Here is a 24,533-nt window from a genome sequence, read left to right on the forward strand (position 1 = left end):
CTGAATATGACGTATGCTCTTATCCTTGGCGCTTCCAGCGGTTTTGGTGGCGCGGCTGCGGTGGAGCTTGCACGCTCCGGCATGAACATCATCGGTGTTCACCTGGACCGCGCCGGCACCATGCCCGCTGCGCTTGCTGTGCAGGAAGCAATCCGGCAGCATGGCCGCGAAGCCCACTTTTTCAACGTCAACGCCGCCGATGCCGAAGCACGTGCTTCGGTGCTGGGACGGGTTGCAGAAATGTTCCAAGAAACGCCCGGCGCGCACCTGCGGCTGATGCTCCATTCGCTGGCGTTTGGCGCGTTGAAACCGTTGGTGGCGGCCAATCCCAGGGAGGCACTAACGCAAGCCCAAGTTGAGATGACGATGAACGTGATGGCCAACAGCCTGATCTACTGGACCCAAGACGTTATTGCTCGCGGGCTTATGCCCGCCGGTGGCCGCATCCTTGCCATGTCAAGCTCGGGCGCGCGCCGTGTGCTGCCGATGTACGGTGCGGTCTCCGCCGCAAAAGCTGCGTTGGAAAGCTACTGCCGCCAGCTGGCGTTCGAGCTTGGACCGCAGGGGATCTGCGTCAACGCAATCCAAGCTGGGGTTACGGACACCGCCGCGTTGCGGAAAATCCCCGGGGCCGAAAACATCATTGCCAACGCCCGCCAGCGCAACCCGTTCCACCGGCTGACCACGCCGGAGGACGTTGCCCGGCTTATCGCGCTGCTTGCCACCGATGCTGCCGGATGGGTCAACGGAACAACAATCCAGGTGGATGGGGGGGAGGATTCGGTGGATATGAATTGGCAGGAGCGTGAAGGCTAACAATGAAAGGTTTTTCCGATTTGATTCGCCCAGGCCTGATTGTCAGCTGCCAGCTTGACGAGGGGGAGCCGCTCTACACCCCGCAGCACTGCTCGTTGTTTGCGCAGGCGGCGGAGCTTGGGGGGGCGGTTGGAGTTCGTGGGGAGGGGATACCGAACTTGCAGGAAATTCGCGCCACCACCCGCATCCCGTTGATCGGCTGCATTCGCGGCAAGTTCAAGGATGGCTGGGTGCTGGTGACGCCGGATCAAATAAGCCACACGCGGCTTGCGCGGATGGGGATGGACGTGATTGCCGTGGATGCCACGCTTCGCCCACGCCCCGACGGCAGCGATGGCCCGGCGTTCATCCGCGAAGCCCTAAGCCGCCACCCCGATGTGCCGATCCTTGCCGACATCTCCACCTACGACGAGGCGATGCGTGCCGCCGAGGCCGGTGCCGGGGCAATCAGCACCGTGCTGTTTGGGCGGACGAAGGAGACGGTGGAGCAAGCGATTTCCATCGAGGCGCATTTGGAATTCGTGCATCGCCTACGCGAATCCGTTCGGATTCCGGTGCTTGCCGAAGGGTTCATCTGGAGCACCGCCGAAGCCACTGCCGCAATGGAGGCCGGGGCCTACGGCGTGATTGTTGGCGGGGCAATCACCCGCCCGCGCGTCATCACCCAACTGTTTGCCGAAGCAGTGGGGGGGTGAGTTCATAAAGGTGTCATAAATGATTCATAAACGGTTCATAAATCTTCATAAAAGCTCCATAAACACCCATAAAGGTTCATAAATGTCCCATAAAGGTTCATAAGTGTCCCATAAATGTCCCATAAGTGTCCCATAAACGCTCCAGCACTTGAGCGGTATCAAGCATAACAACATCTGTTCCGAACCTACCCCATGGACTACATCCGCTTGCTTGGTTTTGCTGCCGGAGCTGTTGGTGTCATCGCGTTTGTGCCGCAGGCCGCGAAGGTCTTGCGAACCCGCTCCACCCACGACCTCTCGCTCCCGTCGTACTTGTTGATGGCGGCCGGCAGCACCCTCTGGGCCGCCTATGGATTCCTGCAAGATGACCTCCCGATTATTCTCCCGAACGTCATCATCCTGGTGCTGCAGCTGACGATTCTTTGGGCGAAATTTCGCTTTCACTGATCCCGTTTCCACGAGCCTCTTCCAGACTTCATCGTTGCCATGCTCGATCACTTGATCCCTGCCGATCCCGCGCTCTTCTTCACCAAAAACGACCCCGCCGACCCACGCATGGGGGACCTGGTGGGAAGGGGGGATGATGCCATTGCCCAGCACACCCGCGTTGCCATTATCGGCGTTCCGCAGGAGCTTGGCGTGGCGCGGAATGGAGGGCGCGTTGGCGCGGCCCAGGCCCCCGACGCAATCCGCGCGATGTTCTACCGGCTGACCCCATTCGACCTTGCAACCGGGCGCAGCGTTCCGCATGGCGCGGTTGTTGACTTGGGGAACATCCGTTGCGATGACCAGTTGGATGATGGGCTGGAGGAAATCCACCGCCGATTGGCCGCGGTGGTTGCTGCGGTTTGCCGGCGTGGGCTGATTCCGCTGGTGCTTGGCGGCGGCCACGATGTCACCTATGCCGCTGCCAGCGGTGTTCACGCCGTCCATGGCCGGTTGGGGGTGCTGAATTTTGATGCCCACCTTGACGTGCGCCCGCCGAACCCGCTGCGGAACAGCGGGACATCGTTTCGGATGTTGATTGAGGAGGGGAAGCTGGCCCCAGAGCAGTTTGTGGAATTCGGAATCCAGAGCTTTGCGAACGCGGAATCGCACGTTGAATGGGTGCGGGGAAGCGGGGGGACGATTATTCCGCTGGAGGCCGTTCGCCAGCAAGGGTTTCCCGATGCCTTGTTGGCGGCCTATCGAATCGCTTCTTCGGAGGGGCGGAAGAACGTTTACGGGACGCTGGACATGGATGGAGTTCGCGCTGCCGACGCGCCTGGGGTATCGGCCACGATGCCGGATGGTTTTGCCGCGGCGGAGCTTCTGGCAACGGCGCGGCTTCTTGGCCGCAGCAGCGCGACCGTGGCGATGGACATCGTGGAAGTCAATCCCCGATTCGACCGCGACAACCAGACCGCAAAACTTGCTGCCCACGCGATGATGAGGTTTATCGGGGGAATCGGGGAGCGGTGAAGCTGGAGCGGGGGGGAGGATGGCCAGAAAAATCGCTGTTTCTGCCTCAAGTTTTTCCTGCTGTGATGTTTCCTTCCGGCATTCCGTTATCTTCCTACAACTCTCACATTTCCTGCTTCACGTTAGTCACGGAATTAACCAATGGCATGGTACCGCCAGATATTTCAGACAGCACCGGGCGAAGGGGTTCAGGAATCGGCATTGCCGAAGCCAACCAACCCCGAAACGTTGCTTTTTGAGCGATTCCTTGCTGGGGATGACTCAGCATTGGTGGAGTTGTACGACCGCCACAACCACCGGATTTTCATGTACTGCCGGCAGTTTGTGCGGGACCACCAGCGGGCCGAGGATATCACGCAGGAACTGTGGGAACGGGTGCTTCGGTTGCGGCGCGAGCGGAAAGTTACCTCGCAGAATCCCATGGGATTTTTGCTGACAATCGCCCGCAACCTTTGCCTTGATGAGCTTCGGAAGGATCGCCACCACACGGCGATTGAGGACCTGCCGGAAACAAGCCACCCGGTGGATTTCATTCCGGAGCTTTCGCACATGGAGGAATTAGTGGTGCTGGCGCTTCCCCACCTTCCCGCTTCGCAGCGTGAAGTGTTGGTGCTGAACGCGTACAGCGGTTACCGGTTCGATGAAATTGCCGAGATGCTTGGCGAACCGGTCGGGGCAATACGCACACGCGCCTGGCGAGCACGGACCCACTTGGCCCGGATGATCTCCGCCATGATCGGCATCGAAGAAGACAAACAGACGACCAGACCGAATAATAGACAGGAGCAAGGACAATGACACGTAGGGAACAGGAACGCTTGGTAGGCCGCTATCTTGGCGGCGAGCTAACCGGTGCCGAGGAGCAGGAGTTCTTCATTCAGGTTGCTGTTGACAACGACCTGCGCCAAACCTTGAAGGCGTACAACGTTGTGGATAGCGCGCTCCATAAGCACCGCGAGACAATCCCGGTTCAGCATCCAGCCTCGCGCGAGCGGATGGTGACGATGCTGCGCCAGGCAGCTGCGATGAACCCACCGCAACAGCAGCAGGCGGCCCAATACCGCCGCACCGGAATCGTTGCAATCGTGGGAAGCTGGTTCAACCGCCGCACGGCCTTTGCCAGCGCAACCACGTTCATTTGGATGATTGCTGGATTCAGTGCCTTCGCGCTGATAACGGGGGCAGTGGTGGTTGCCCCAATCCTTACCAGCTCGGACGAAGGAGCTAAACCTCCCGCTGCGGTTCAGCGCGCTGCGAAACCGAACGGAACCAGCAGCGCGCCAGCAACGCAGAAGATCAGCGAAATCCCAACAGCAACCGATACAGCAGCAAATGAACAACCAACGCTACGCTCTGATAACCAAATAACAACAACAGAAACGCTGCCAGCGCGCACGGTCGGGACGCAGCAGAAGGCAAGCAACATCAACGCACTTTCGCAACGCCGCGCAATCCGCACCGCAAGCCAAACCGATGCAGCAGCGACCCAAGCAACAACCGACCAGACCGCAGCCCCAACCAATTCCAGCACGGTGGAACGCCCGCACAAAGACACGATCAATATGCGGGCAAAGGTGAAGGTTCTGCGCCCGTAAGCTGTGCCTTCACCTTGGAATCATTCAGGATAGATACGCCCGCTTGGTTGCTTCCGTGGCGTGCCATGTTGGTTCGTTGGGATTCGTTCTCCCGGATACTCTCTTCGCCCTTTCAGAACCCCTTCGCTTTCCGCACTCTCCCTCTCCTTGTGTGAGGCGGGGGGGAAGAGTGTCCTCGTACAGTTCATTCACATCGTTCATAAGGTAACGTCATGGCCCCCCAGGTATCGTTCGACGTACCGGAACCAGAAACTGAGTTCCCGCACTGGAATCGCGTGTACATTGCTGTGGTGATTGTCACCGCAGTGGTGATCGGCGCGCTCTGGCTTTTTTCGCGGAAATTCGATTTACGGTAACGGTCCAACAAGCATGGCTGCAAGGGAAGAATCCGGCAACGCATTCCCCTTTCCCGGTCAGCACAAATACAACGCCAGCACGAAGTTCCAACAAAAGGGACTTGGTGCTGGCGTTCTTTGCTGGCGGAACGCGTGCACCCAGAAGCATGATGGAGGTCCCCGCCACCTGTGCGGTTCGCCACCCGTGGCGTGCACAATGCGCCCGTATCCATTACCTTTGCCGCGACCGCAAGCCCATACAACGGCGATGCTCCTTTTCCCACGACACTCAACACAACCCTGATGCACTGGCTCGACTGGCTGATTATCGCTGCCTATCTGATCTACATCGTGTACGACGGAATCCGCCTGACGCGGCGTAGCCACGGGATTGAAGGCTACTTCCTTGCCAACAAAAGCCTTCCGTGGTGGGCCGTTGGGCTTTCGGTGATGGCAACGCAGCTAAGTGCCATCACCCTTGTTGGAACCACCGGGCAGGCCTACGACAAAGGGATGGGATTCATCCAGTTCTACTTCGGCTTGCCGCTGGCAATGATTATCCTTTGCGTGACGGTGGTTCCGTTCTTTTACCGCGCCAACGTCTTCACGGCATATGAGTATCTGGAACGGCGGTTCGATGCCAAAACCCGATCGCTTACCAGCTTCCTTTTCCTGATGTCCCGCGGCTTATCGTGCGGCGTAATCATTGCCGCCCCCTCGGTAATCCTTTCGATTGTGCTTGGCTGGAACGAAACCATCACCATCCTTGCCATGGGGCTTTCCACCACACTCTACACCATGTTCGGCGGCGTGCAAGCCGTAACCTGGACCGATGTGAAGCAGATGGTGATCATCTTTGCCGGGTTGGCGGTGGTGCTGGTTGTCATCTTCTCCCAGCTTCCCAGCGGCGTTGGTTTTTCCGAGGCACTTTCCATTGCCGGGGCCGCCGGAAAATTGCAGACCGTTGACTTCAACACCAGCCCAAAGGAGACCTACACCTTTTGGTCGGGGCTGATTGGCGGGCTGTTTCTGATGCTCAGCTATTTCGGCTGCGACCAAAGCCAGGTCCAGCGGTATCTAACCGCCCGTTCCGTTAGCGAGGGGCGGACCTCGTTGCTGATGAGCGCGTTTGTGAAAATCCCGATGCAGTTCGTGATCCTGCTGATTGGCGTGCTGGTGTTTGTCTTCTATCAGTTCCAAGCCCCGCCCATGATCTTCAATCGCCAAGATGTTGCCGCCGTGGATAGCAGCGCGTTCAAGGGGGAGTTCCGCCAGTTGGGGGAACGATACCAAGCCGAGGCTGCCCAGCGAAGCGCGCAAGCAACCGCGTTGGCAAAGGCAGTAAGCGGTGGGGGAGATATCACGCCACAGCGCGATGCCTATCTGCGTGCCGACAGCGCAATGGCCGCAACCCGCAGCCAGGCGATTGGATTGGTGAAAGCCGCAACCCACAGCACGAAGTTCACCGATGTCAACCACGTCTTCCCGACGTTCGTTACCACGTATATGCCGCCCGGGGTGGTGGGGCTGATTATCGCCGCAATCTTTGCCGCAGCCATGTCCTCCATCGCTGCCGAACTGAACTCCCTTTCCACCGCAACGGTGATTGATTTCTACCGCCGGTTCTACCGCAGCAACGCCAGCGATGCGCACTACCTGCTTGTCTCCAAACTTACCACACTCTTGTGGGGGATTTTTGCGTGCGTGGTGGCCTTCTACGCCGTGCAGCTGGGGTCGCTGATTGAGGTTGTGAACCGCTTCGGCTCGTTCTTTTACGGTTCGCTTCTTGGGGTGTTTGTGCTGGCAATTGGGGTGAAACGCGCCACCGCAAACGGCGCGTTCGTTGGGCTGATTGCGGGGATGGGGACCATTGCGCTGGTCCACTACGGCTTCAATGCCGACGGCCAGATGATGAGCTTCCTGTGGTACAACGTGGTGGGGTGCGTGGCGGTGGTGGCCGTGGGAATGGGGTGGAGCCTTGCCAGCCCAACAAAGCCACACGCAACGGAAAGCGCGTAAAACCGAACAGCCGCGGCCCGCCCGCCGGGCGATGCCAGAAAATGAAAACGAGCAAGGCCGCTGTTTGGGCGGCCTTGCTCGTTTTGATGAGCTGATCTCTCCGGCAGGATTGTTTTTAGTTGCGCAGCCGGTCGGTATCAATGGCGTTGAGCGCGTCCACTTTTTGCAGAAGCTCCTCGTTCGATTCCACGCGGTTCGGGTCCGGCAAGCATACGTCCACCGGGCAGACGGCGGCGCACTGCGGTTCGTCGAAGAACCCAACGCACTCGGTGCATTTATCGGGGACGATGTAGAAGTAATCGGCGGACCAGAAACCGTTTGTGCCGCTTGGTGCCGCCTCGCCATCGCCGTAGGTAACGCCGGCCAAGGTCCAATTCGCACCCCCTTCGTAAATGGCGGTGTTTGGGCATTCCGGCTCGCACGCGCCGCAGTTAATACAATCTTCCGTGATGTGGATTGCCATATATCTCTTGCTCCAGATGTTGATTGATTGTTGGTCTATAAGTTCCGTACACTTCCCTGCCCCGTTGCTTCCCCGGCGGGATTTGCCGGAAGCTCTGCAAGGGTGATTTGCAGGGAAGGAATCGTGCCGCTGGTTCGGATTGCCTCGCGTAAGGCCACCAGCTGCGGCAGCAGTCCGTTGATGTCAATGCCAAATTTTTCGGGGCGATGTTCCGATAACCGTTCGATTGCCCTGTCAAGCTGCGTTGTGGCCCCGGCGTGGTTGTTCCGCACCGCGTGGAAGGAGCCGATTGCCGCGTGGATCATCCCTTGCATGAATCGGCGGTCGTCGCCCTGCAGCGATTCCCACATCATTTCAAAGGAGTCGTGACTTTCAAAAAAGCGTCCGCTGTTGAATTCAGCAACGGCAAGCTCCAGAAGTGAACGTTCTTGCACTGTTGTTTCTCGGCGAGAGAGAAAGAGGAGGAAGAGGAGCGCATCGGCTTGTTGTGCGATGCCGTGTCGCTGCGAATATCACACTTTGGGCAATCTTTTGTTTTCCTCAGCTTGTAACACCGCCCTTTTCCCTTGCCATTGTTTTCTGGCCGCCGCTGTTCGTTCGCTTCTGATTACGTCCACGCCCAAGCCACGTTACCCGCCACAATCGTCGCAATTGCTTGCGACGTTCCCGCCGCGCAGGGGTCGCCGGAAAGGACTACTACGTCCGCCGCGTACCCTTCGGCAAGGCGGCCCCGCCGCGGCTTGCCGGGGATTCCAAGCCGGGGCCACTCGGTGAATGCCGCAATCGCTTCCTGGGGGGAGATCGCCTGCTGGATATGCCACGGTTTGTTGGTGGAAGAATCTATCCGTTCGGCAAATGCGCGGATGCCCGCTATCGGGTCGGGGCTTTCAATCGGGAAGTCGCTTCCGGCAAGGATCGGAAGCCCCGCGCGCCGCAGGTTCCGCCAGCCGTAAGCGTAGCCGCACCGCTGGGACCCAAGCCGTTGCTGGGCCATTGCTGCATCGCTGGTGCAGTGGGTTGGCTGCATCGAAGGGAGCGCGCCAAGCGCCGCAAACCGTGGCACGTCGTCGGGGTGAACAATCTGCGCGTGCTCAACCCGCAGCAGTGCGTCGGGGTGGCTGCGGCGCAGTTGCGCGTAGGCATCCAACACCAACCGGTTCGCGCCATCGCCGATTGCGTGGGTGGCAATCGCAAACCCGCGCCGCGCCGGCTCGGCAGCCAACCCCGCCAGCTGGTCCGCAGAAAGAAGCTGGATTCCGCGTGTGTCTGGCGCGTCGCTGTACGGCTCCAGCAGCAACGCCCCGCGCGATCCAAGCGCGCCATCGGCAAAGTATTTCACCCCGGCAATGTTCACGTTGTTGGCCAGGGGGCCGGGCTGCAGAACGGCGCGCCATTCTTCCCCCTGCGCCTTCAGGAACACCTCGCACCGAATCTTCATTCCGCCACGCTCGGCAATGCTGGCCATTGCCTGCAGCCGCTCCGGCTCGACGTTCATGTCGTGGACGCAGGTGATGCCGTAGCGAAGGCACTCCTGGATCCCGTGCTCAATCCACGCGGCACGTTGCTGGGTGGTGATTGGTGGAACGTGGCGCAACGCCAACTCCATCGCGGTATCCACCAGAATGCCGTTTGGCTGGCCGAACTCATCCAACAAAACCTCACCCCCATCAATCCAGCCCGGGGTGATTTCGGCTGCGCGAATTGCCGCGCTGTTCACCCACGCGGCGTGGGTATCCACCCGAAGCAGCAGGACCGGATGGTGGGGAAGAAGCGCGTCCAACAACGCCCGCGTGGGAAGCTGCGGCACGCCCCATTTTTCTTGGTTCCACCCAAACCCTTGCACCCACGTTCCGGCGGGAAGATTTTTGGCATGGTCGGCAACCCGGCGGGCGCATTCTTCGGGGGATGTTGCATCCACCAAGTTGACTTTGGAGGCCATTTCGCCAAGCCCAATCAGATGCGCGTGCGCGTCGGTGAAGCCAGGAAGGACCACCGCCCCCAACGGCAGCGGATACTCGACCCCATCAAGCAGCAGCTGCGTGCGGCTGCTTGGCTGAACAGACTCGATCAAACCGGAAGAAGAGGAACAGGAAATCCGCATGGTGGTTCGGGATAACGGGATAAACAATGAAGGCACGAATCCGCAATGGAGCGTGAGTGATGGAGTGAGTGATGGAGTGAGTTGTGGAGCAAGCGATGGATCGCCAACAATGGCACATCACCGCACCACCACCACCCAATCGGAAACGACGGAGTTCCCGCTGCGAAGCTGGCACCGATAGCGGCCCGACGGAAGGCCAGGCGGAAGCTGGGCGGTGTGGTCTCCTGGGGGAAGCTCGGCATCCACAATCTGCGCGGCTTGGTTCCCCAAAAGATCGAACAGCAGCAATTGCGCGTGCTGTTGCTTGGGGAGGTAAAACTGAAGGGTTCCCGATGATGGCTGCACGGTTAGCCGCAATCCATTGCTGTTCCCGCTTCCGTCATCCGCCACGCCGCTTGCCAGCGGAACGCCAAGATACTGGCCAACGCCATGCAGGATTGCGCGCGCGGTGGAGTCGTAGTTCCCGGCTTGGGCGCAGTTCATGTCTTCGTAGGTCATGGCCATTACTGCCGGGCCGTAGTTCAGCCAGTACCAGCTTTCGGGGAAGACGCGCGGCGTTCCGGTGTCCCAGCTTTGGTAGTAATCCCAGGGGCGGATTCCTTCGGGCCAAAACTCCCGCACCTTCCCGATAAATAGCTGCTGGCTTCGGGCAAACTCCCGCGAGGTTCCTTTCTGGTCGTGGTAAACAAAGTAGCGTTCGCACAGGTACGCGCTGTGAAGGTTCAACGCCAGCTTGATTGGCGCGGCGCTGTTCATCAGTTCGGTGAATCGGGCTTTCAGCGCGGCGGGTTCGGGCTGCGGGTTTGGTTTGTCCCATTCCCGTTCAAGGTCAATGTTGTTGGCGTTCTCGCGGGGGTGCTCAAGCTCCACGCCGTCGGGGTTGTACATCGGGAGGATGTGGAAGATCAGCCGTTCGCGCAGCTGGGCGGCGCGTGGGTCGTCGGAAATCAGGTAGCGGATCATCGCGTTTGCCACCCACCAACTTTGCACTTCCCCCGGGTGCGTGCGTGCGTGGATCATCACCGTTTGGCGCGGGGCCGTTGGCACGGTTGCCGAGGTGATGGAAAGCTGCCACAACGCCCGCCCCTGCACGCTCCGCCCGATTGAATCCACCCGCACGTAAGGGCTGCTGCGCCAGGCCACAAGGTCGTTCAGAAGATCGGCATAGCCGTAGCCCCAGCTTTTGCCAAGCGTGGATAGCAGTTCCAGCGAGTGCTGTTCGGTTAGGCCGTGCGGGTCGTGCGCGCCGCCACACGGGTCTGCTTCGGGTTGCGTGCCGGGTTGCGCGGCAATGGGGGAGAAGGTCAGCAGCAGCAATGCCAGAATGCTGGCGGGGAAAGAACGCTTCATCATGCCGCAAATGTACAACTGCGGGTTGGTAATTGGTGGCGAAATGACAAAGCCCGTTGGAGCCAAACAAGATTCTGCATCGAAGTCCGCCACCGCGGCAGCCCCCTCCCCGCCTCCCCCAATTCTGGGGGAGGGGCTGGCGGAAATGGCGTGAGATTTAGAGAGAAGTGGATCAACAGCCAAACCCATTTCCCCCCAGCATTGGGGGGACGCTTCGCCCGTCAGGGCGAAGCAGGGGGGCGCAAGGCAGCGGCAGGCCGAAGCCGCCGGTTTCTACAGGACCTCACCCCCCAACCCCCTCTCCGTGAGGTTGTTCGCGAGCACCGCCAGAGTAACTGACGGAGAGGGGGAGGAAGAAGGAGGTAGCCACAGGTCTTTAGCCTGTGGCGTGATCTTCCGCTTCTGTGTGCTGGCTTTGCGCGTTGCTCCCCCTCTTGGGAGGGGGTTGGGGGGTGGAACACCCGCGAACCAAGCATCCATTCCCGAATCTCAGGATCAGCAAGCCTCGGTGTCCAACAGAAAACCCCGCGTGTTCGGTGGCTCCCCCGAACCCACCCCGCCCTGTCGGGCACCCCTCCGTTGGAGGGGAACGCTTCGGGAGCGTTTGCGGGTAATAGAATGCCCCTTCAGGGCGACCTCCGCGCTTACTCACCCCACACTCTCTGCATCTTTTTTTCGGAATTGCTCCAAGTTGTCGGGGCCAAGCTCTTGCAGCGTGTAGCGTTGGGGATAGGTGCGGTTGCGGCGGTGGTGGAAGAAAAGCGGCTTCTTCCGGGCAGGAAGAAGATACCGGACGATGCGCCCACGCAGCCACAAACTGAAGACGGCAATCCGGCGCATCAACGGCGCTGGTTTCGGGAACCCGAAGGCTTCCAACATCGCGTCGTCCAGCATGGCATACACCCCCCGGTGGACCAACGGCTTGGCAAACCGTGGGAACCACGCCGCGAACAGGTCGCGGGTGGCCTCGCCAATCTTCCGGTTGGTTTCAGCAAACCGGAAATGCTTCTGCTCATACTGGCGGCTGAACTGCTCGAACGCCTCGAACGTTTCCGGTATCTCCTTAATCCCCATCCGCTTCCCAACCTCGCGCCAGAAATAAAAACTGGCAAGCTCCTCGGTTCGGCTCATGGCTCGCCAACCAAAACGGCGCATCCAGCGGATCGGCTCGTAGATGAAGGTGGAAAGGACGTACAGGTAATCATCGTTGCCAATGTTGAAATGGCCGTGGATGCGGTTCATCCGTTTCAAGGCCTCCAGCCCACGCCCGCTTTCGTATCCATGCTCGCTTATTTCGGCCACGATGATGGCGGTGTCGTCGTAGCGTTTCTGGGGGGCGCGAAGGAAGTTCCCGGTCCTTGCCAGCAGCCCAGAAATCGTGGGGACGCAGTACGTTCGGTACAGGGCCACCTCCAGCGCGCGCGTGGTGTCCCAGGAGAATTCGTACCCGGTGGTTAAATGGTAGATCGCTTGGTGGTCGCGCACCGGGTCCATTGCCTCAATCCGGCGCAGAATGTCGAACCGTCCCATGGGAAATGCCTTCTTTCTTGGATTGTGAATGCTGCTGGTTTCCTGCCTGTGGGTACGCAGTTGCTGCGGGCTTGGATTGTGTGCCCCCAAAAATAAAGCAGGCGAAACAGCGTGCTGCCGTTTCGCCTGCCAGTAAGGTTTTTCTTGGTTGCCGCAAAAAGCGATCAAGATGATTTAGATGTCGTCGTCGTCGTCGCCGAACAGCGAGTCAATGTTGTCAACGTCGTCGTCCAATTCTTCTTCGTCGAAATCGGCAAAGTTCATTGCGTCTGGGTCCTCGATCTCTTCAACGTCCACTTCTTCCATCGAGCGTGTGTAGCTGTCCTCTTCCTCCTCTTCGTTGTTGTCGTCGTCGCTGAAATCCATATCATCGTCGTCATCCAAGCGGCGGATGACCGATGCCGATGCCATTGCTGCGCTCATAACGGTTGATCCCTCCTTGATCCCAACGGTTGTTGTTGCTGCTGCGGCCTCTAACGCCTCGGTCACTTTTTGGGCGGCTTCAAGGAGCGTTCCGGCAACCGAGAAGTTGAGTGGTGAGTTCAGTAAGATTTGGCGCGCTTCTTCGGCGTTGGTCCCGTCCAGCCGGACGATCACCGGGACGTTCACCGCCACCGTTTCCATTGCTTGGATGATGCCGTTGGCAACGCGGTCGCAGCGGACAATTCCGCCGAAGATGTTAATCAACACGGCCTTTACGTTCGGGTCGCTCATCATCACCCGGAAGGCGTTGGCAACGCGGTCCACGCTTGCGCCGCCGCCAACGTCCAGGAAGTTCGCCGGTTCGCCGCCGGCAAGTTTGATGATGTCCATGGTGGCCATTGCCAACCCCGCGCCGTTGACCATGCAGCCAACGTTCCCGTCCAGCTTGATGTAGTTCAGGTCGTACTTCCCGGCCTCAACCTCCAGCGGGTCCTCCTCCGACTCATCACGCATGGCGGCGATATCCTTGTGGCGATACAAGGCATTGTCGTCAATGCTCACTTTTGCGTCCACGGCAATGATCTTGTCGTCGGGGGTCAGCACCATCGGGTTCACCTCCACCATCGAGGCATCAATGCTCAGGTAGGCGTTGTACAACGCGGTGATGAAGCTGATGAACTGCTTCTGCGCCGCGCCGTTAAGCCCCAACCCAAACGCCAACCGGCGGGCCTGGAACCCTTGCACCCCTTGCCCTGGCTCGATGTATTCTTTGATAATTTTCTCCGGCGTTTCTTCGGCCACCTTCTCAATCTCAACACCCCCTTCGGTGGAGACCATGATGATGTTCTTTCCGGTCCCGCGGTCCATCAGGATCGAGCAGTAGAACTCCTTGGCGATGTCCACACCGTTGGCCACCAGCATCCGGTTGATGATCTTCCCCTGCGGGCCGGTTTGCAGCGTGACCAACTTCTGGCCAAGCATCCGGCGGGAGATTTCATAGACCTCATGGAGCGGGTTCCCTTCGGTTGCCGGCAGAACTTTTACGCCGCGCAGCTCCTTCAGGTTGTACATCACCGGCTCGTTGGTCTCTGGGTTGTGGATCACCCCTTTGCCACGCCCGCCAGCGTGGATCTGTGCTTTCAGGATCAGCAATTCCGCTCCGTCCTGAAGCGCGTAGTAGGCATTCTCCACCGCCTGCTCGGGCGAGTAGGAAACGCGCCCGGTTTGCACCGGAACGCCATACTTGCCAAGCAGTTCCTTGGCCTGATGCTCGTGAAGATTCATTGGTTAAAAAGCTGAGTGTATTTGAGTTTGCTTGTTGATTGCTGTGTCCGTTGCAGAACCCCTGCCCACCCCGTTCCCACGTTGCAAGGCTTTGCAGGGAAGGGCCGCCGCCGTTGCCAATTGGCTGGCATTTTCTGCGTGGCAAAAATAGCAAAAGTTCATCCCCACCATGAATCTGGGGTGCAGGGTGGCAAGGTGAGAAACTGAAACGTTACAGAGCCAGAACCCCAGCTAAACAGTAGGAAAACCTTGCCAAAGCAAGGGGATGGCCCTTCATGGTACCAAAGCAATAAAAGGGAATCACATACCCCATTGCCCGCCCATGCCATGCATCACGCCCACTTCAGCCCAAGCGTTGTTTGCGCTTTCTTCAGGTCCCGTTTGTCAATGAACAGGCGGTTTTCTGGAAGGATCGTGAAGTAGTCCTCCGGCAAATGCAGCCGCCCGGTGGAGATGTCGGCGCAGTGGCGTTTGGGGCCGTTGGATTTCTTCGATGCCGTGTCAACAAGATTCCGGAACTCATACCCCGCCAGCAGCAACGGATCCGCCCACATTCCCAATTCCTTCTTCCGCGCTTTGGCCACCGCTTTTTGCAGCTTGATGATGTCGTCCCGCTTCGGAAGGTTCGGGTAGATCAAGTAGTTCACCACCCAACCCTGCTCGGCCAGCATCAAGTTGAACGTCTTCCGCTTGGCCGCGATGTTCTCCATTGGTGCCACGTAGGCCAGCAGCCGCTGGAACCGGTCGAACGGCTCGCTTCCGATGGTGATGTGAACTTTGGCGCGGTACCGCTCCTTCTCCGGGTCGAACTGCAAAAGCTCCTTCGCTAACGCGTCGTAAGCATCGCGCGATTTCTTGCCCCACTCCATCTGCCGCGTCCCCGCGTTGCCTTCCAGTTTGGGGGATAGATAGTCCCGAAGTTGAGGCGTAAAAACCTCGGGCCGATTGGCCAGCAGCCCCGCCAGCGCGGCATCCTGGCGCGATGGCTTCCGGTTGCCGGGGTAGTGGACCTCGGGCGCGTCCACGTTTACCATTCGGATGTTCAGCGCCACGGTTGGTGTGTCGCCGTCGGTTGGTGTGCCGCCCCAGCGTGCGGCCCCCAGGTGCTCGCGGTCAAGTGATTCAACAGTGATGTTCAGTGGCATGGCGAAACCTCTTGCAAGTATGGTGAAGCCGAACGGTGCCGTCCGGCAAAGGAAGTTGCAGCGAATGATTCAAGCCACATCGGGGGCCTGCCCAAGCCGGTGAACAAGCCCCGCACGCCACCCGTTACCGCAGCCGTGCCGAGAACGTTCCACCTTTGATTTCGAAGGTGTTGGCGGCGTTCTTCGTGTCGGTCAAGGTTGCGGCAAAGGTTCCATCCACGATGCTGCCGTTGCTGGCGGTCAGCGTCACGGTGCAGTGGCCTTTCAGCGGCTCGCAGATGGTGGTGGTGGTGTCGGTCCCGCTGATTTGGATGTAGGTGATGCTGATCTCAGGATCCTTGAACGTTACCGGGAAGGACCCGTTGTCAATGTCGTGGGTGAAGGAAAGGGTCATGGTGCGTGTGGGGTTGCCGGTGGTTGTGCCGCCGAACCGCCCCAGCTTTGTTCCGGGGTCGTAGCTGGCAATTGCCGGCTGCATCGTGAAGGTGACTTCGGTCCCGTTAATCTTCGCGGTCAATTCATTCCCCGAACCAACGTCGGGACCGGTGGAGTTATCGGCGCACGCCGAAAGAAGAAACGCAAGCCCCAAAAGGCTGAAAAGTGCAGAACGGATCATGGATGGTTGGATACTTGACGATGATTTGGATACGGGCGCAGCGCAACGCGCCAACGCAATGGATTATCCTGTGAGTATTGCGAAGTCGGGGTAGCGGCCCCGATTTTTATCGGGGCCGAGTCAGATGGCGCCGAAGGCTAAAGACCTTTTATTAACCCCGACGGAGGTCGGGGCGGCTACCTCTGCGGTGCTCATCCCGACGAAGTCGGGGTAGCGGCCCCGATCTTTATCGGGGCCCTGCCGAAGGCCGAAGATGACACCGAAGGCTAAAGACCTTTTATTAACCCCGACGGAGGTCGGGGCGGCTACCTTTTATCAATCCCGCCGAAGGTCGGGGCGGCGGCCCCGACTCCATCACCGGATTTGCTCCCACTCCTTTGCAACGGCTTTGCCGGAGAAGATCACCGATAACGCGTTCAGGGTCCATTCCCACAACACGCGAAGATAGCCGTAGCGGCGGAAACGGCGAGGGGATTCATGCACCATCAACTCCGCGCGGTGGCCAATGGTTCCCAGCCGCCTCAGCCGTTTGTACAGGTCGAAGTCCTCGCCCGCAACCATGGCGTTGTCGTAGCCGCCGGCGGTTAGGAACGCTTCGCGGTAGATCACCTGGCACTCCCCGCGCCCCATTCCCAGGCCGATCAGGTTCAAGAAATGAACGTAGCGGTTGAAGAATCCATGGAACAGCCGGTCGCTTAGCCGGCGTTCCTCCGGGGCAATCTCCACCGGGCAGGCGTAGGCCACGCAGCGGTTGCTGGCCGATGCATCCCCAGCAAGCTGCCGCAGCGTTCGCAAAAATTCCTGCGGGTTTTTGGGGACCGTGTCGGCGTTGATAAACACCAGCAGGTTCCCCCGCGCGCACGCCGCGCCGCGGTTGCGCCCTTCGGCAATGGTTTGGCGGCGTGGCTCGGTGTGGCGGGCAATAGCGTCGGCGTGCTGTTCGGCAATCTGCGGGGTTGCGTCGCTGCTGCCGCCGTCGCTGACGATCAGCTCCATCCCGTAGCGTTGGCGCAGTTCGGGGGGGAAGCAGGCAAGCGTCCGTTCAATCAACTTCTCCTCGTTCAACGCCGGGATGATGATGCTGATGAACGGCCCAGCAACGGCAGAATCCGCGCCCCGGGTTGCGGCGCGCGCTGGCGTTTCGGTTTGGAGTGCTTCGTGAACTGCGTCGTTGGTCGGCATCGGTTCGGCGTTGGGAAAAGAACAGGAAGGGGGGAATCGCTCCCCGGACGAATCGGAAGGGGAGGGCAACTTCTCCGGCGGCAAGCAACATACCTTCCCGGCATCAGCCAAGCAAGCCGTAACTTGCGCCACGTTGTGCGGTGGTTGTCCCGACGAAGTCGGGGTAGCGGCCCCGACCTCCGTCGGGATTGATAACAGGTCTTTAGCCTGCCCAGTCAGATGCCGCCGAAGGCTGAGAACCGAAGATGCCGCCGAAGGCTAAAGACCTTCGGCTACCCTTTTCGGTGGTTGTCCCGACGAAGTCGGGTAGGGCTTCCGACCTCCGTCGGGATTGATAACAGGTCTTTAGCCTGCCCAGTCAGATGCCGCCGAAGGCTGAGAACCGAAGATGGCGCCGAAGGCTAAAGACCTTCGGCTACCCTTTGCGGTGGTTGTCCCGACGAAGTCGGGGTAGCGGCCCCGACCTCCGTCGGGATTGATAACAGGTCTTTAGCCTGCCCAGTCAGATGCCGCCGAAGGCTGAGAACCGAAGATGCCGCCGAAGGCTAAAGACCTTCGGCTACCCTTTGCGGTGGTTGTCCCGACGAAGTCGGGGTAGCGGCCCCGACCTCCGTCGGGATTGATAACAGGTCTTTAGCCTGCCCAGTCAGATGCCGCCGAAAGCTGAGAACCGAAGATGGCGCCGAAGGCTAAAGACCTTCGGCTACCCTTTTCGGTGGTTGTCCCGACGAAGTCGGGGTAGCGGCCCCGACCTCCGTCGGGATTGATAACAGGTCTTTAGCCTGCCCAGTCAGATGCCGCCGAAGGCTAAAGACCTTCGGCTACCCTTTTCGGTGGTTGTCCCGACGAAGTCGGGGTAGCGGCCCCGACCTCCGTCGGGATTGATAACAGGTCTTTAGCCTGCCCAGTCAGATGCCGCCGAAGGCTGAGAACCGAAGATGCCGCCGAAGGCTAAAGACCTTCGGCTACCCTTTGCGGTGGTTGTCCCGACGAAGTCGGGGTAGCGGCCCCGACCTCCGTCGGGATTGATAACAGGTCTTTAGCCTGCCCAGTCAGATGCCGCCGAAGGCTGAGAACCGAAGATGCCGCCGAAGGCTAAAGACCTTCGGCTACCCTTTGCGGTGGTTGTCCCGACGAAGTCGGGGCGGCTACCTCTTATCAAACTCTCAACACACCATGAAACTATCAAACACCCTGTTGCAACGCCTGGCCAACGCTCGGTTGGTGGTGGTGTTTACTGGCGCTGGGGTCAGCGCCGAAAGTGGTATCTCCACCTTCCGCTCGCCGGATGGATTGTGGGCCAAATTTAGCCCGCAGGAGCTTGCCAACGTGGATGCGTTTTTGCGCAACCCGCAGCTTGTCTGGGCCTGGTACCAAGCGCGCCGGCAGGCGATGATGGAGGCCCAACCCAACGCCGGGCACCATGCCATTGCCATGCTGGAAACGCTGGTCCCGAAGGTGGTGGTGATTACCCAAAACATTGATGGGCTTCACGCCCGCGCCGGGTCCACCGATGTGATCGAGCTGCACGGAAGCGCGCTCCGCAATTTCTGCATCCAATGCCGCCGCCGCTACGATGGCCCCGAATTCCTCACCCGGGAAGAAGTCCCGCAATGCCAGTGCGGCGGGTTCATCCGCCCCGATGTTGTTTGGTTTGGCGAGATGCTTCCGGTCCAAGCGGTGGAACGCGCCTGGGACCTTGCCACGCAAGCCAACGTCCTGTTCTCGATTGGGACGTCGTCGCTGGTGTGGCCGGCGGCGGAGCTTCCGTTTGTGGCGTTGGAGCATGGGGGATATGTGGTGGAGATCAACACCGAGGAAACCCCGCTGACCCCCAAAGCCCACGAACACCTCCCGTTCCCCAGCGGAACCGTGATGCCGAACATTGTGGAGATGATGAAGGAGGGGGGGGGAGGTTGAGTAGGTGAGGGGTGGCTACCCGCAAAAATTCCCGAAGCGTTCCCCCTCCTTCGCCCTGAAGGGGCATTCTATCACAGCCCAGGGCAACGCCCTGGGAATCGTTACCCGTGCGGTGGTTGTCCCGACGAAGTCGGGGTAGCGGCCCCGATCTTTATCGGGGCCCAGTGACCGAAGATGGCGCCGAAGGCTAAAGACCTTCGGCTACCCTTTGCGGTGCTCATCCCGACGAAGTCGGGGTAGCGGCCCCGATCTTTATCGGGGCCCAGTGATCGAAGATGGCGCCGAAGGCTAAAGACCTTTTATCAATCCCGATTCATCGGGACGGCTACCTCTGTTCGTGCGGCCTCCGGAAATGTCAACAACCGGTCGCGGTAGTATTCGTATTGCTTCTGGCGGGCGGCGATCTCTGCCGGCAAGCCAATCGAAAGGTCATTCACCAACGCGTCGAATTTGTCCAGGATGGAGACGATCTCTTGTTGGACTTCCAAAGAAGGAATCGGGATGCGGATCTTTGACAGACTCTCCCCAGAAATTCGACGCACTTTGGTCCCAGTGATGTGTGGCTTCTTTTGCGATTGGAAAAGCTCTGTTTGAAAAAATAGGATACATACTTAGGGTTGATTGTGTGCCGGAAAATATACGCATCTGTGCTTACGGCCACAGCCTCATCACCCAGCCAAGCAACCGCTTTGGCCACAGCTTTGTCGTCCTCGCTTGTCGTCGCAATAACAAGATCACCAGCCTGAGCCTTTCGCAATCGTGCGGCAAATTCTGGATTGATAAACGATATCACTTCCTTCGCCCACGTACCGTAGTGCGTGTGAATTTGGCCGTAGTGAATACACCCTGAACCGGAATCAGTAAAGTCCGACTTTTGGATACCAGAACCGCGGACGAAGTTGCCAATCTCCCCCAACGTCCCCCACCTCACATCCTTACGCCCCTCAAAGCTGAGCAACTGGTCACGGTAATACTGATACTGCTTCCGCCGTGCCACAAGCTCCGCCTGCAGATTCGCCTGAAGCTCACGCACAAGCTGGCTGAACGTATCCAACACCCGCACGATTTCCTGTTGGATGGGGAGCGGGGGGAGGGGGATGCGGGTGTTCAAAAAACGCTTCTTGGAAATATTGAATCGCGTCACCCCGCTTGCGCTCAGCACTATCTGCTGCCGAACCGCTTCGCTGCGGAAAAGGTATTTCGAAAAACCCGGCAACAGCAATCCATCATCGTTGAACCGATACCCAAAACAAAAACTGTTCAGATAGATTGCTTCCGATGGGCGCTCAACAATCACCGACGACATCCCAACCTCACCTGGTGTTTCCGACGACCCAGTGAACAGCACATCCCCCATCATCACAGCGTTCTGCTTCTCCCCGGCTTCAACACGAACGAAGTCACTGGCTTCAAGATCAAGGGCAAGGTTGTTGAAGATGTTTTTGTAGGAAGCAAATCGCGCATTGCCGTTGCTGAAATCAGCCTTGCTTTTCCCCGTGAGGCCGGCATAGGTCGTGCCAACCTCCCCAAGCATTTTGAACTCCACCCCCTGCGGGCAAAGCTCGGCCACCATTTGTTCGATGTAGTTCATGGGGTGGTGGGGGTTAGAGTGTTTTGCGGATTTCTTGCACGCCGGATAGGAGCCGCTCCACGTCGGTCCAGGTGTTGTAGCCTTGCACGGCAATCCGAATTGCCCAGCGGCCTTGCCACGGGAACGTTGGGATTTCCACGTGGTGCTCGTTGAACAACCGCGAGTGAAGGATATCCCCGGGCATCCCTTCCGGCAGCAGGAACGCGCTCATCTGCCGGAACCACTCGCTGCCGCCGTTTCCGTTGGGGGCGATTGGCTGGGCATCCAACGCCGCGGCAATCGCGGGGCGGGACCGGAGCACAAGCTGGTGGCAGTTCTCCACCACGTTCCACCAATCGTTCTGCTGGAAAAATTCAATCGCTGCCGGAACGGAGAGCGGGGCGGAGATGTCGCTGGTGCCGCCATACTCCAAGTAATCCAAGAACTGGGACCCTTTGCTGAAGGGGGCGTTCCAGCCCCAGCTTATCACCAGCGGCTCCAGCAGTTCTTGCAGGCTGCGGCGGGCGTATAAAAACGCGGCCCCTTTTGGCGCGCACAACCATTTGTGGAGGTTCCCGGTGTAGAAATCGGCATCCAACGCCCGAAGGTCCAGCGGCAGTTGGCCGGGGATATGCGCGCCGTCAACAATGGTGAGAATCCCGCGCTGGCGTGCAACGTGGCAAAGCTCGGCAATGGGGAAGGTGAGTGCGGTTGGGGAGGTGATGTGGCTGATGAAAATGGCCCGCGTCTGCGGGGTGATTTCGGCAACGAACCGCTCCAGAAAATCGGCATGGGTTGTCACCGGCACGGGAATCTCCACGGCGCGGTATCGGAACCCCTGCTTGCCGGAAAGGAACCGCCAGATGTTGTCGCACGCGCCATACTCGTGGTTGGTGGTCAGGACCTCATCGCCCGGACCAAGCTGCAACGACCGCGCAACGATATTCACCCCGGTGGTGGCGTTGGTGATATACACCAGGTCGTCGGGATCGGCATTCAGCATCTGGCCAAGCGCGGCGCGCGATTCCCGCAGAAGCTCCGGCGCGCGGCGGCCCAGGAACTCCACCGGTTCAAGCTCAAGCTGGCGTTGCCATTCTTGGTAACGCTGGAACACCGGGCGCGGTGTTGCGCCAAACGATCCGTGGTTCAGGAACGCAACATCGGGGCGAAGAAGAAAGTGCGAGCGAAGGTTGTTCATGGCGTGCGTGCTTGCGTGTGAGTGAGTGAAGGTTGAGTTCGATTGATGAAGAAGCGGGGAAGGCCCCGCGCACCCGCTGCGGCGCGTTGCTGCGGCGCGGCGTTACGGGTAGGTTAGCGATTGGACGGTGATGAATTGGTCGTTGCAGATATCCACCACAATCTTCCCGCCGCCAAAGGCTTTTTTGGAAACGCGTTCGGCCAGCGGGCGGACGCTGTCAAGGATTGCGGTTCCTTCCAGCATCTCCTCCTGGGCAATCAGCCGAACGTGGGGGATGCTGCGAAGGCGGTCCAGCTGGGCCGAGGTCTGCCCCCCTTCGCGGTAGAATCCGGAGGCGGTCAGGGCATCCACCACTTTCCATGCATCGGCCTCGGTGACGTTCGGGGTGTAGTAAAAATCGCCGCCATTGATTTCCAGCTTCTTCCCAACATCAGCCCCCTGCTGGACGCAAGCCACAAACAGCAGCGGAAGGAGGAGCGCCGATTGAGGGTTCCATTTCGGTTTGGATTTCGGTTTCCATTCTGGTTTCCATTCTGGTTTCCATCGAAGAAAGGAAGGGAGCATTGTGGGTTGGATGTTGTTGGATTTGCGATGCGTTGTTTTGGGAAGGGGGAGCGGGGTAGCGGCTCCGATCTCCGTCGGGATTGATAACAGGTCTTTAGCCTGCCGAGTGACCGAGGACCGAAGATGGCGCCGAAGGCTAAAGACCTTCGGCTACCCTTTCGGTAGCGTTCCCGACCTCCGTCGGGGTAGCGGCAGGTCTTTAGCCTGCCGAGTGACCGAGGACCGAAGATGGCGCCGAAGGCTAAAGACCTTCGGCTACCCTTTCGGTGGCGTTCCCGACCTCCGTCGGGGTAGCGGCCCCGACCTCCGTCGGGATTGATAACAGGTCTTTAGCCTGCCGAGTGACCGAGGACCGAAGATGGCGCCGAAGGCTAAAGACCTTCGGCTACCTTTTCGGTGGCCGTCCCGACGAAGTCGGGGTAGCGGCTCCGATCTTTATCGGGGTAGCGACCCCGACAGAGGTCGGGATTGATAACAGGTCTTTAGCCTGCCGAGTGACCGAGGACCGAAGATGGCGCCGAAGGCTAAAGACCTTCGGCTACCTTTTCGGTGGCCGTCCCGACGAAGTCGGGGTGGCGGCCCCGATCTTTATCGGGGTAGCGGCCCCGACAGAGGTCGGGATTGATAACAGGTCTTTAGCCTGCCGAGTCACCGAGGACCGAAGATGACGCCGAAGGCTAAAGACCTTCGGCTACCTTTTCGGTGGCCGTCCCGACGAAGTCGGGGTAGCGGCTCCGATCTTTATCGGGGTAGCGGCCCCGACAGAGGTCGGGATTGATAACAGGTCTTTAGCCTGCCGAGTGACCGAGGACCGAAGATGGCGCCGAAGGCTAAAGACCTTCGGCTACCTTTTCGGTGGCCGTCCCGACGGAGGTCGGGACGGCGGCCTTGTTTCTGCTGTTCCTGTTACGCCGGTTGGTCGCCGGATGCGGAGAGGGTTTGTTTGGTTTCCAGGGTTTCATCGCAGATGTCAACCACGATTTTCGCGCCGCCGAACACGGCTTTGGAAAGCTCGGCACCGATTGGCGTGAACAGCTCAAGGGCTTTGGGGCTGGTCTGATATTCTTCCTTCACCACAAAGCGGACGTGGTGCGTGCCATCCTTTTTGTCCAGCTGGACGGTGCGGGTTTCGGTGTCGTCGAAGTAGCCCTGGGCCAGCAAGTAATCGCCCAGCTTTTTGGCATCGGCTTCGGTGGTGTTTTCGGTGTAGTAGAGTTCCCCTTTTTTGAACTCCAGTTTGGTTCCGTAGTTGGTGCATCCGGCAATCGTCAGCATTGCCAGCATCGCCATCAGCAGTTGTGTTGCGCGTTGTGATTGCTTCATTGGTGTGTGCCCCCGTAATCAGTTTGTTGAGTTGTGTTTGGCCAATGGTTGGCAAGGGCTTGGTGTGGCTTGCTTATTTCTTGGCGGTTGTGTCGGCGTTGTTCGCGTGGGGTTGTTTCGCATCCGCGCTGGTTGCGGCGGCGGCGGTTTGGATTGTTTCCCACGTAATGGCGTGCAGGGTGCGGAAGTCAAGATCGCACAAATGGACCTCCACCGGTGCGCCGCCAAACACCTGGCGCGACAGCTGCGCCCCGAACGCTTGGCAGGTGGCGATGTAGTCTGGGTCCTTTGCTTTTTGGGGAAGGACCATCAGCCGGAATTGCCACGTGGAGTCCGCCAGGTTCAGCTGTGCGGTGATGGAGTTTGCCCCGGTGAAGCCTTGCGCCAGCAGGAAGGTGCGCAATCGTTCGGCCACCACGCGCTGGATGGTGTTGGTGAAGAACAGGTCCCCCTTGCCCATATCCAGCCGTGTGCCGTGGTTTGGTTGGGGGATTGTTTTCACGGTGTTCAATCCGTCGTCGCACATCTGGATTTCCACGCGGTGGTCGTTCAGCAACTTGGAAAGCTCCATTGCCACAGCGCGGCGCATGCTGGCGATGGTTTGGTTATCGGGGCTTTCCAGGACCGAGTCGGGGAAGTTGCTGCGGAACAGATACGTGCCGTTCTGTTTATCCAGCTGGACCACCTTGTGGCGCGTGCCGTCGAAGTAGTTCTGCTTGGCCAAGTAGTTCGCCACCCGCTGCGCTTCGTCGGGGCGGATGCTGTCGGTGTAGAAGAACTCGCCATCGTTCAAGGGGATATCCAGCTGGTTGCCATGGTTGGCGCAACCAACCACGCAAGCAAGGACCAGCGGAAGAAAAAGCGGAAGAATGGAGCGTTGCATAAAAGGGAATTCGGTGGAAGCATCCATCTGCCGGGGAACGGTTCCCCCGGCAGAGTGGAT

Annotated in this window: 22 protein-coding genes and 1 pseudogene; 9 read left to right on the forward strand and 14 right to left on the reverse strand. The window is 59.3% G+C overall.

Annotated elements, in window-relative coordinates:
• Nucleotides 1-6: 6 nt before the first annotated feature.
• The 8 genes from IPM61_11955 to IPM61_11990 all read left to right on the forward strand — a co-directional run bounded on the left by IPM61_11955 (nt 7) and on the right by IPM61_11990 (nt 6,921).
• Complete coding sequence (locus IPM61_11955) at nt 7-816, forward strand: SDR family oxidoreductase (protein ID MBK8912027.1); 810 nt, start codon at nt 7-9, stop codon at nt 814-816.
• A gap of 2 nt (nt 817-818) precedes the next feature.
• Nucleotides 819-1,511 (forward strand): putative N-acetylmannosamine-6-phosphate 2-epimerase, encoded by a 693-nt coding sequence (locus IPM61_11960; protein MBK8912028.1) that lies wholly within the window; start codon nt 819-821, stop codon nt 1,509-1,511.
• Between the two features lie 192 nt (nt 1,512-1,703).
• Complete coding sequence (locus IPM61_11965; protein ID MBK8912029.1) at nt 1,704-1,958, forward strand: SemiSWEET transporter; 255 nt, start codon at nt 1,704-1,706, stop codon at nt 1,956-1,958.
• Nucleotides 1,959-1,997: 39 nt separating this feature from the next.
• Nucleotides 1,998-2,972 (forward strand): formimidoylglutamase, encoded by a 975-nt coding sequence (locus IPM61_11970; protein ID MBK8912030.1) that lies wholly within the window; start codon nt 1,998-2,000, stop codon nt 2,970-2,972.
• A gap of 141 nt (nt 2,973-3,113) precedes the next feature.
• Nucleotides 3,114-3,770 carry an RNA polymerase sigma factor gene (locus tag IPM61_11975; GenBank protein ID MBK8912031.1) on the forward strand — a complete coding sequence of 219 codons (657 nt, stop codon included), beginning with the start codon at nt 3,114-3,116 and terminating at the stop codon, nt 3,768-3,770.
• Nucleotides 3,767-4,567 carry a hypothetical protein gene (locus IPM61_11980; GenBank protein MBK8912032.1) on the forward strand — a complete coding sequence of 267 codons (801 nt, stop codon included), beginning with the start codon at nt 3,767-3,769 and terminating at the stop codon, nt 4,565-4,567. Before IPM61_11975 ends, IPM61_11980 begins: the two co-directional genes overlap by 4 nt.
• 212 nt (nt 4,568-4,779) lie before the next feature.
• Nucleotides 4,780-4,923 carry a hypothetical protein gene (locus tag IPM61_11985; GenBank protein ID MBK8912033.1) on the forward strand — a complete coding sequence of 48 codons (144 nt, stop codon included), beginning with the start codon at nt 4,780-4,782 and terminating at the stop codon, nt 4,921-4,923.
• A 282-nt stretch (nt 4,924-5,205) separates the two neighbouring features.
• A complete protein-coding gene (locus IPM61_11990) occupies nt 5,206-6,921 on the forward strand; it encodes a sodium:solute symporter (protein MBK8912034.1) in 1,716 nt (571 codons plus the stop codon).
• Between the two features lie 115 nt (nt 6,922-7,036).
• On the opposite strand, the gene IPM61_11995 is transcribed toward IPM61_11990, so the two are convergent.
• The 9 genes from IPM61_11995 to IPM61_12035 all read right to left on the reverse strand — a co-directional run bounded on the left by IPM61_11995 (nt 7,037) and on the right by IPM61_12035 (nt 17,015).
• Complete coding sequence (locus IPM61_11995; protein MBK8912035.1) at nt 7,037-7,384, reverse strand: 4Fe-4S dicluster domain-containing protein; 348 nt, start codon at nt 7,382-7,384, stop codon at nt 7,037-7,039.
• Between the two features lie 35 nt (nt 7,385-7,419).
• The gene (locus IPM61_12000) at nt 7,420-7,818 is read right to left on the reverse strand and encodes a DUF309 domain-containing protein (protein ID MBK8912036.1); all 399 of its coding nucleotides are present in this window, start codon (nt 7,816-7,818) and stop codon (nt 7,420-7,422) included.
• A 173-nt stretch (nt 7,819-7,991) separates the two neighbouring features.
• The gene (locus IPM61_12005; protein ID MBK8912037.1) at nt 7,992-9,485 is read right to left on the reverse strand and encodes an amidohydrolase; all 1,494 of its coding nucleotides are present in this window, start codon (nt 9,483-9,485) and stop codon (nt 7,992-7,994) included.
• A gap of 117 nt (nt 9,486-9,602) precedes the next feature.
• On the reverse strand, nt 9,603-10,838 hold the full coding sequence (locus IPM61_12010) for a hypothetical protein (protein ID MBK8912038.1): 1,236 nt from the start codon (nt 10,836-10,838) through the stop codon (nt 9,603-9,605).
• A 645-nt stretch (nt 10,839-11,483) separates the two neighbouring features.
• The gene (locus IPM61_12015; GenBank protein MBK8912039.1) at nt 11,484-12,365 is read right to left on the reverse strand and encodes a DUF2236 domain-containing protein; all 882 of its coding nucleotides are present in this window, start codon (nt 12,363-12,365) and stop codon (nt 11,484-11,486) included.
• Between the two features lie 174 nt (nt 12,366-12,539).
• Nucleotides 12,540-14,072 (reverse strand): ADP-forming succinate--CoA ligase subunit beta, encoded by a 1,533-nt coding sequence (gene sucC, locus IPM61_12020; GenBank protein MBK8912040.1) that lies wholly within the window; start codon nt 14,070-14,072, stop codon nt 12,540-12,542.
• 332 nt (nt 14,073-14,404) lie between these two features.
• The gene (locus IPM61_12025; protein MBK8912041.1) at nt 14,405-15,217 is read right to left on the reverse strand and encodes a thermonuclease family protein; all 813 of its coding nucleotides are present in this window, start codon (nt 15,215-15,217) and stop codon (nt 14,405-14,407) included.
• Nucleotides 15,218-15,341: 124 nt separating this feature from the next.
• Entirely contained in the window at nt 15,342-15,833 is a 492-nt protein-coding gene (locus IPM61_12030) for a hypothetical protein (GenBank protein MBK8912042.1), read from the reverse strand.
• Nucleotides 15,834-16,187: 354 nt separating this feature from the next.
• Nucleotides 16,188-17,015 (reverse strand): glycosyltransferase, encoded by an 828-nt coding sequence (locus tag IPM61_12035; protein ID MBK8912043.1) that lies wholly within the window; start codon nt 17,013-17,015, stop codon nt 16,188-16,190.
• A 1,176-nt stretch (nt 17,016-18,191) separates the two neighbouring features.
• Here IPM61_12035 and IPM61_12040 point away from each other — a divergent pair.
• On the forward strand, nt 18,192-18,935 hold the full coding sequence (locus IPM61_12040; GenBank protein ID MBK8912044.1) for an NAD-dependent deacylase: 744 nt from the start codon (nt 18,192-18,194) through the stop codon (nt 18,933-18,935).
• 302 nt (nt 18,936-19,237) lie between these two features.
• Here the strand turns inward: IPM61_12040 and IPM61_12045 are convergent.
• From IPM61_12045 to IPM61_12065, 5 genes and pseudogenes are all read right to left on the reverse strand, one after another.
• Nucleotides 19,238-20,526 (reverse strand): annotated as a pseudogene (locus tag IPM61_12045) (restriction endonuclease subunit S).
• Nucleotides 20,527-20,539: 13 nt separating this feature from the next.
• Nucleotides 20,540-21,703 carry an aminotransferase class V-fold PLP-dependent enzyme gene (locus IPM61_12050; GenBank protein ID MBK8912045.1) on the reverse strand — a complete coding sequence of 388 codons (1,164 nt, stop codon included), beginning with the start codon at nt 21,701-21,703 and terminating at the stop codon, nt 20,540-20,542.
• Nucleotides 21,704-21,805: 102 nt separating this feature from the next.
• On the reverse strand, nt 21,806-22,267 hold the full coding sequence (locus IPM61_12055; GenBank protein ID MBK8912046.1) for a hypothetical protein: 462 nt from the start codon (nt 22,265-22,267) through the stop codon (nt 21,806-21,808).
• 906 nt (nt 22,268-23,173) lie between these two features.
• Nucleotides 23,174-23,590: a hypothetical protein gene (locus IPM61_12060; GenBank protein ID MBK8912047.1), complete on the reverse strand. Its 417-nt coding sequence runs from the start codon at nt 23,588-23,590 to the stop codon at nt 23,174-23,176.
• Between the two features lie 73 nt (nt 23,591-23,663).
• A complete protein-coding gene (locus tag IPM61_12065; protein ID MBK8912048.1) occupies nt 23,664-24,473 on the reverse strand; it encodes a hypothetical protein in 810 nt (269 codons plus the stop codon).
• Between the last annotated feature and the right edge of the window lie 60 nt (nt 24,474-24,533).

Source organism: Chlorobiota bacterium (assembly GCA_016710285.1).
Lineage (GTDB): Bacteria > Bacteroidota > Ignavibacteria > OLB7 > OLB7 > OLB7.